The 5,876-nt window shown below is 67.6% G+C and carries 5 protein-coding genes and 1 other RNA gene; 3 read left to right on the forward strand and 3 right to left on the reverse strand.

The annotated features are described in order from the left end of the window. On the reverse strand, positions 1-174 hold a 174-nt coding region (locus AC1DU6_RS17800; RefSeq protein ID WP_477858651.1), incomplete at its 3' end, for a pyridoxal-phosphate dependent enzyme. Between the two features lie 39 nt (positions 175-213). Next, positions 214-1,278, reverse strand: coding sequence for a flavodoxin family protein (locus tag AC1DU6_RS17805; protein WP_477858647.1), 1,065 nt, complete (start codon positions 1,276-1,278; stop codon positions 214-216). A gap of 69 nt (positions 1,279-1,347) precedes the next feature. Here AC1DU6_RS17805 and rnpB point away from each other — a divergent pair. From rnpB to AC1DU6_RS17820, 3 genes are all read left to right on the forward strand, one after another. Further along, positions 1,348-1,794: RNase P RNA component class A (gene rnpB, locus AC1DU6_RS17810), an RNA gene on the forward strand. Positions 1,795-1,848: 54 nt separating this feature from the next. Beyond that, entirely contained in the window at positions 1,849-3,057 is a 1,209-nt protein-coding gene (locus AC1DU6_RS17815; RefSeq protein ID WP_457350236.1) for a multidrug effflux MFS transporter, read from the forward strand. Positions 3,058-3,059: 2 nt separating this feature from the next. Then, entirely contained in the window at positions 3,060-3,974 is a 915-nt protein-coding gene (locus tag AC1DU6_RS17820; protein ID WP_235532075.1) for a carbonic anhydrase, read from the forward strand. Between the two features lie 190 nt (positions 3,975-4,164). Here the strand turns inward: AC1DU6_RS17820 and AC1DU6_RS17825 are convergent. After that, positions 4,165-5,876, reverse strand: a 1,712-nt coding sequence (locus AC1DU6_RS17825; RefSeq protein ID WP_477858649.1) for an ATP-binding protein, incomplete at its 5' end; no start/stop codon positions are given.

Raw genomic sequence — 5,876 nt, forward strand, 5'->3', positions numbered from 1 at the left:
GAGCAGGCCCTGCGCTTCGGCGTCCTCGATCATCGACAGCGCGATGCGGTCCTTGATGGAGCCGCCCGGGTTGCTGCGCTCGGACTTGACCCACACCTCGGCGCCGCTGAACAGGCGCTGCAGGCGGATGTGCGGCGTGTTGCCGATGGTGTCGAGGATGCTGGCGGCTTTCATCGAGGGCTCCGTTTCTGCGAATCGGAGCAGTGTGCCAGCTCACTTGGTGCGTGGCTTGGGCAGGCCTTCGTCGCCATGCTTTATGTGCCCGTCGCGCATCAGGCCAACGCTGAGCGCCACCGCGCGCGCGGCTCGCTTGACCTCTTCCTGCACGTCGGTGTCCTTGTCCAGAGCGTCATGGCTGGTTGCATAGGGCTCGTAGTAACCGATGTAGCGGTCCAAGCGCGCGCCGAATCCGGCGTCGACCAGGCCCATCCAGTCCAGCCAGTCCGACAGCGCACGGCGCGTGCCGTCGATGCCGGCGACGTCGCCGTGCACGACGAGGCCGTAGATGCGACCAGCGAGGTGCTTGGGGTAGCCCCAGCCCTTGAGCTCCATCTCGCGCGCCAGTTCGGGCTTCTTGCCCTGGGTGGAGGTCGGGTCGGGGTTGCCGCCGTCGGCGCAAACGAGGCGGTCMATCATCAGTTTCAGCGGGCTGGTGGCCTGGTACCAGTGCACCGGCGTCAACAGCAGCACGCCGTGGGCGCGCACCCAATGCTCGTAGATCTCGGCCATCCAGTCATTGGTCTGCCCAGTGGCGTGGTTGGGGTAGCAGCTGCAGGGCCAGTGGCACAGTGGCATCGCGGTGGACACGCAGCCCTTGCAGGGGTGGATGTGGCGGTCGTAATCCGACGTCAACCGGCTCAGGTCCAGCACTTCCACGGCCATGCCTTCGGCCTCGCAGGCGGCGCGGGCGATCTGTGTCATGCGCCAGGTCTTGGACATCTCACCGGGGCAGCTGCCGTCGTTGCGCGGCGAGGCGTTGATGACGAGGACGCGCGATGATGAGCTGGCCCAGGCGTCCTGAGCCTCCTTCAGCCGCAGGTGCAGGTCGCGCCATTCGCGCGATAGGTCGTAGTCGGGATCGGCAAAGCCCGCACCGGCCTTGACGGTGATCGGGGCCTTGCGGCCTTCCTCGAAGGCCTCCCAGGCAATCTGCTCCAGCCGACCCAATGCGTCGCGCTCGGCGCCGTAGGCCGGGTCGACGAAGCGTTGCCGGAAGCGCTCGCCGAACTCCTGGCGGCCCATGATCTGCGCCTGGCCGGTTCTCACGGGTGAAGTCATGACGGAATCTCGGTAGTGGACGTGGCCTCAGGCAAACCACATGCCCGTGCCTGCGATACTCGCTCCCGTGAAGCAAGCCAGACCGCCGCTGGGGCAAGCATGGAAACATGGCCCTGGAGGAAGGTCCGGACTGCATAGAGCGGCGTAGCAGCTAACGGCTGCCCGGCGAAAGCCGAGGATCAGAGCAACAGAGACGAGTTCTGCTGGGACACCCCGATGGGTGGTCTATGCGGCGCCAGCGCAAGCTGGCGTTGGGGTGAGGCGAAAGCCTCGCACCCTCGCGCGCAAGCGCGAGCCGCATAGCACCTCTGCCGGGCTCTGCCCGGCAGAGGTGAAACGGGCAATCTCTACGCGCAGCAACACCAAGTAGGCCAGCGTTGATGCGGCTCGCAGAGCTGGCGGGTAGGTGGCACCGAGCCGGGCAGTGATGCTCGGCCCAGAGGAATGGCGGTCACGCCGTCCGAACCGCAAGGGGAGGGCGGCGCACAGAATCCGGCCTATCGGCTTGCTTCACTCTTTTCTTGCCTCTTTCTTTCGGCTGAACGGCCCCGGCTCGATAGACTGCCTTGCATGAATCCCGAAGCCAGCCGCCTCTGGCGTGCGCCTCGCTGGGCCCTGTCCGTGCTGTTGGCCTGTTTGGCCATGGTGGGCCCCTTCTCCATCGACACCTATCTGCCGGCCTTTGCCGGCATTGCCGCGGCGCTGGATGCGACCCCGGTGCAGATGCAGCAGACGCTGTCCGCCTATCTGCTGGGCTTCGCCTTCATGAACCTCTTCCACGGCGCGCTGTCGGACTGCTTCGGCCGCCGCCCCGTCGTGCTGATCGGCCTGGGCGTCTTCACGGCGGCCAGCGTCGGCTGCGCAGTGGCGGGCTCCATCGGCCAGCTGGTGTTCTGGCGGACGGTGCAGGGCATGTCGGCTGGCGCCGGCATCGTCGTGTCGCGGGCCATCATCCGCGACATGTTCCCGCCGGCGGATGCCCAGCGCGTGATGTCGCAGGTGACACTTTTCTTCGGTGTGGCACCGGCCATCGCCCCCATGGTGGGCGGCTTCCTGTTCGTGCACGCCGACTGGCACTCCATCTTCTGGTTCCTGACCGCCGTGGGCGCTGCCCTGCTGGTATCCAACTGGCGGCTGCTGCCCGAGACGCTGCACGCGAACCTGGTGCAGCCCTTCCACGTCGGCGCACTGATGCGCGAGTACTGGCGGCTGTGCAGCAGCCCGAAGTTCATGATGCTGGTGCTGGCCAGCGGCATCCCGTTCAACGGCATGTTTCTCTACGTGCTGGCCACGCCGGTGTTCCTGGGTGAACACCTGCACTTCGCGCCGCAGCAGTTTTTCTGGTTCTTCCTGTGCTCCATCGGCGGCATCATGGCTGGCGCGGCGGTCAGCGGCCGGCTGGCGGGCAAGATGGGCCCGAAGCGCCAGATCATGCGGGGCTTTCGCATCATGGTGGCCGTGTCGATCACCAACGTGCTGCTCAACCTGTTCGCGCCGCTGAGCCCCTTCTGGGCTCTGCCCATGGTCGGCCTGTTCGCCTTCGGTTGGGCGCTGATGGTGCCCGTCGTCACGCTGCTGGTGCTGGACCAGGTGCCCGAGCGCCGCGGCATGGCTTCGTCGCTGCAGGCCTGCATCGGCTCGGCGGCCAATGGCCTGGTGGCTGGTGTGCTGGTGCCGCTGGTCATGCACTCGACCGTGGCGCTGGCCCTCACGTCGGCGGGGCTGATGATGGTCGGCCTGGTGGCCTGGTACGGCGTCAGGCGCTCCGTTGCGGCCTGATCGTGACTCAAGCCTGGCGGCCGCTTGCCGAAATCACCGACATGATGAAAAAGCGCTGGCTGATCACCGCGCTGCTGGCCGCCTGTGCGGCTGCGCAGGCAGAGGAACCCAAGGAACCCGTGGAGGTGCTGCGCCAGCGCCTGGCGGACCGCCTGTCCACCAAGCCCGAGGGCACGGCCACCGCCAAGCCGGCGGCCAAACCCGTCAAGCCGGGCAAGGCCGAGGCCGCCAAGCCGACGCATTGGGGCTACACCGGCGACATCGGCCCCGAGCGCTGGGCCGAGCTGGCGCCGGAGAACAAGCTGTGCGCCGTCGGCACGCGCCAGAGCCCCATCGACATCCGCGAGGGCATCGCCGTCGAGTTGGAGAAGATCAGCTTCGACTACCGCACCAGCAGCTTTTCGGTGCAGGACAACGGCCACACCATCCAGGTCAATGTCGGCGCCGGCAACGGCCTGACCGTCATGGGCCGGCGCTATGAACTCGTGCAGTTCCACTTCCACCGCCCGAGCGAAGAGCGCGTCAACGGCAAGCAATCCGACATGGTGGCCCACTTGGTACACAAGGATGCGCAAGGCAAGCTCGCCGTCGTCGCCGTGCTGCTGGAGCGCGGGCCCGACAACAAGCCCCAGCCGGTGATCCAGACGGTCTGGGCCAACCTGCCACTGGAAAAGGGCGAGGCCTTGCAAGCCCAGGTGCAGATCGACCTGAACCAGTTGCTGCCCGCCGAGCGCGGCTACTACACCTACATGGGTTCGCTGACGACGCCGCCCTGCAGCGAAGGCGTGCTGTGGATGGTGCTGCGCCAGCCCGTCACCATGACGGCCCAGCAGCTCGGCATCTTCGCCAAGCTCTACCCGATGAATGCGCGGCCGCTGCAGGCCGGCTCGGGGCGGCTCATCAAAGAATCCCAGTAACGGTCTTCGGGCCGAGCGCTGGGCCTGCCATGRGCCAGAGGCYCATGGCCTTSCGTAGGCACAAGCAGTCCGCAGGGACTGCTTGTGTCCGACTCCAGTTCACCGAGCCGGCCCGCTTGGGCGATGTGCTTGCGGCTCAATGCCGCAAGCATCGCCGTCCCCTCGGGGGACGGACCAGGTGCAGCCGCGTTCAGCGGGGTGCGACTGGGCGAGGGGTCACACGTCTCACCCCAGACAGCCAGTCGTGCAGCGTCGCGAACAGCTGCTCGGCGACGACCGGCTTGGCGACGTGGTCGTCCATGCCGGCGTCCAGGCAGCGCTGGCGCTCGTCATCGAAGGCATTGGCCGTCATGGCGAGGATGGGGAGCTCGGCGCCTTGGGGCAGGCGGCGGATGGCGCGCGTTGCGTCCAGGCCATCCATGACGGGCATCTGCACGTCCATCAGCACCAGGGCGTAGTCACCGGCCTTGACCATGTCGACGGCCTGCTGCCCATCGGCAGCGACATCCACCGCCAGGCCGGCACTGCCGATGAGGGCGACGGCCACCTCCTGGTTGACGGGGTTGTCCTCGGCCAGCAGCAGACGGCGCGGCTGGGCTCGTGCCAGCTCGGCAAGCCGTTCTCGCGCTGAATGCGGCCGTGGGGCCGCTACCGGCGGGGCCGGCGCCTGGCTGCCGGCCTCGACGGGCAGGGTGAACCAGAACGTGCTGCCGCGGTTCAAGGTGCTGTCGACGCCGACATGGCCGCCCATCAAGTGGGCCAGGCGCCGGCAGATTGCCAGGCCCAGGCCGGTGCCGCCATAGCGCCGCGTCGTGGAACTGTCGGCCTGCTCGAAGTCGCGGAACAGCCGCGCCTGCGCATCGTTCGCAATGCCGATCCCGCTGTCCTGCACCTCGAAGCGCAGTGCCAGCGCCGGGCCTGGCTGGGTCTCGTCGAGCCGCGCGGCCAGGCGCACGAAGCCGCTGTCGGTGAACTTGACCGCATTGCCGGCGAAGTTCAGCAGCACCTCGGAGATGCGCTGCGGGTCGCCGATCAGCACGCGGCCGCCCAGCTCCGGCGCAACGTCGGTCTCGACACGCAGCCGCTTGGCCGCGGCGGCCTGGGTCGTCATGTTGGCGATGTTGTCCAGCACCTCGCCGACCGTGAATTCGCGCTGCTCCAGCCTCACCTTGCCAGCCTCGATCTTGGAGAAATCCAGTACGTTGTTGATGACGCTGAGCAGGTGCTCGGCCGCATTGGCGACTTTCTGCAGACGCTGCTGCTGCTCGGGCTCKATGGTGTCGCTCTGGGCCAGATAAGTCAGGCCGATGATGGCATTCATCGGCGTGCGGATCTCGTGGCTCATGTTGGCCAGGAAGGCGCTCTTGGCCAGGCTCGCGGCCTGGGCGGCCTGCGTAGCTTCCGCCAGCTCGGCAGTGCGCGCCTCGACGAGTTCCTCGAGATGATGGCGGTAGCGCTCYAGCTCCAGCGCGTCGCGGCGCTGGCGTGAGATGTCGGTCAGGAAGCCGTGCCACAACACGCTGCCGTCGGCCTCGCGCTGGGCGATGGCATTGCCGTAGATCCAGCGCTCGCTGCCGTCCGCCTGCGGCGTGCGGAACTCCTGCTGCCAGGGGCTGAGGTTGCGCGCCGAGGCCAGCAGGCTCTCGCGCACGGCGGCGCGGTCGTCGGGGTGGATGCGCTCGAACCAGGGCGTCGCGCTGCGGCTCAGCTCGGCGCTGCCGAGCAGGAAGTATTCGCGCACCGCCTCGCTGACATAGGCGAACGAGAACTCGCCGTTGACGGCCAAGCGCAGCTGATAGACGACGCCGGGCACCGTCTCGGCCATGCCGCGCAGGCGCTCGATGAGATTGCGCTGGGCGTCGAACTGCTGCTGCAGTGCGTCGCGCATGTGCTCGAGGTGGC

The organism is Roseateles sp. P5_B10, from assembly GCF_056400485.1.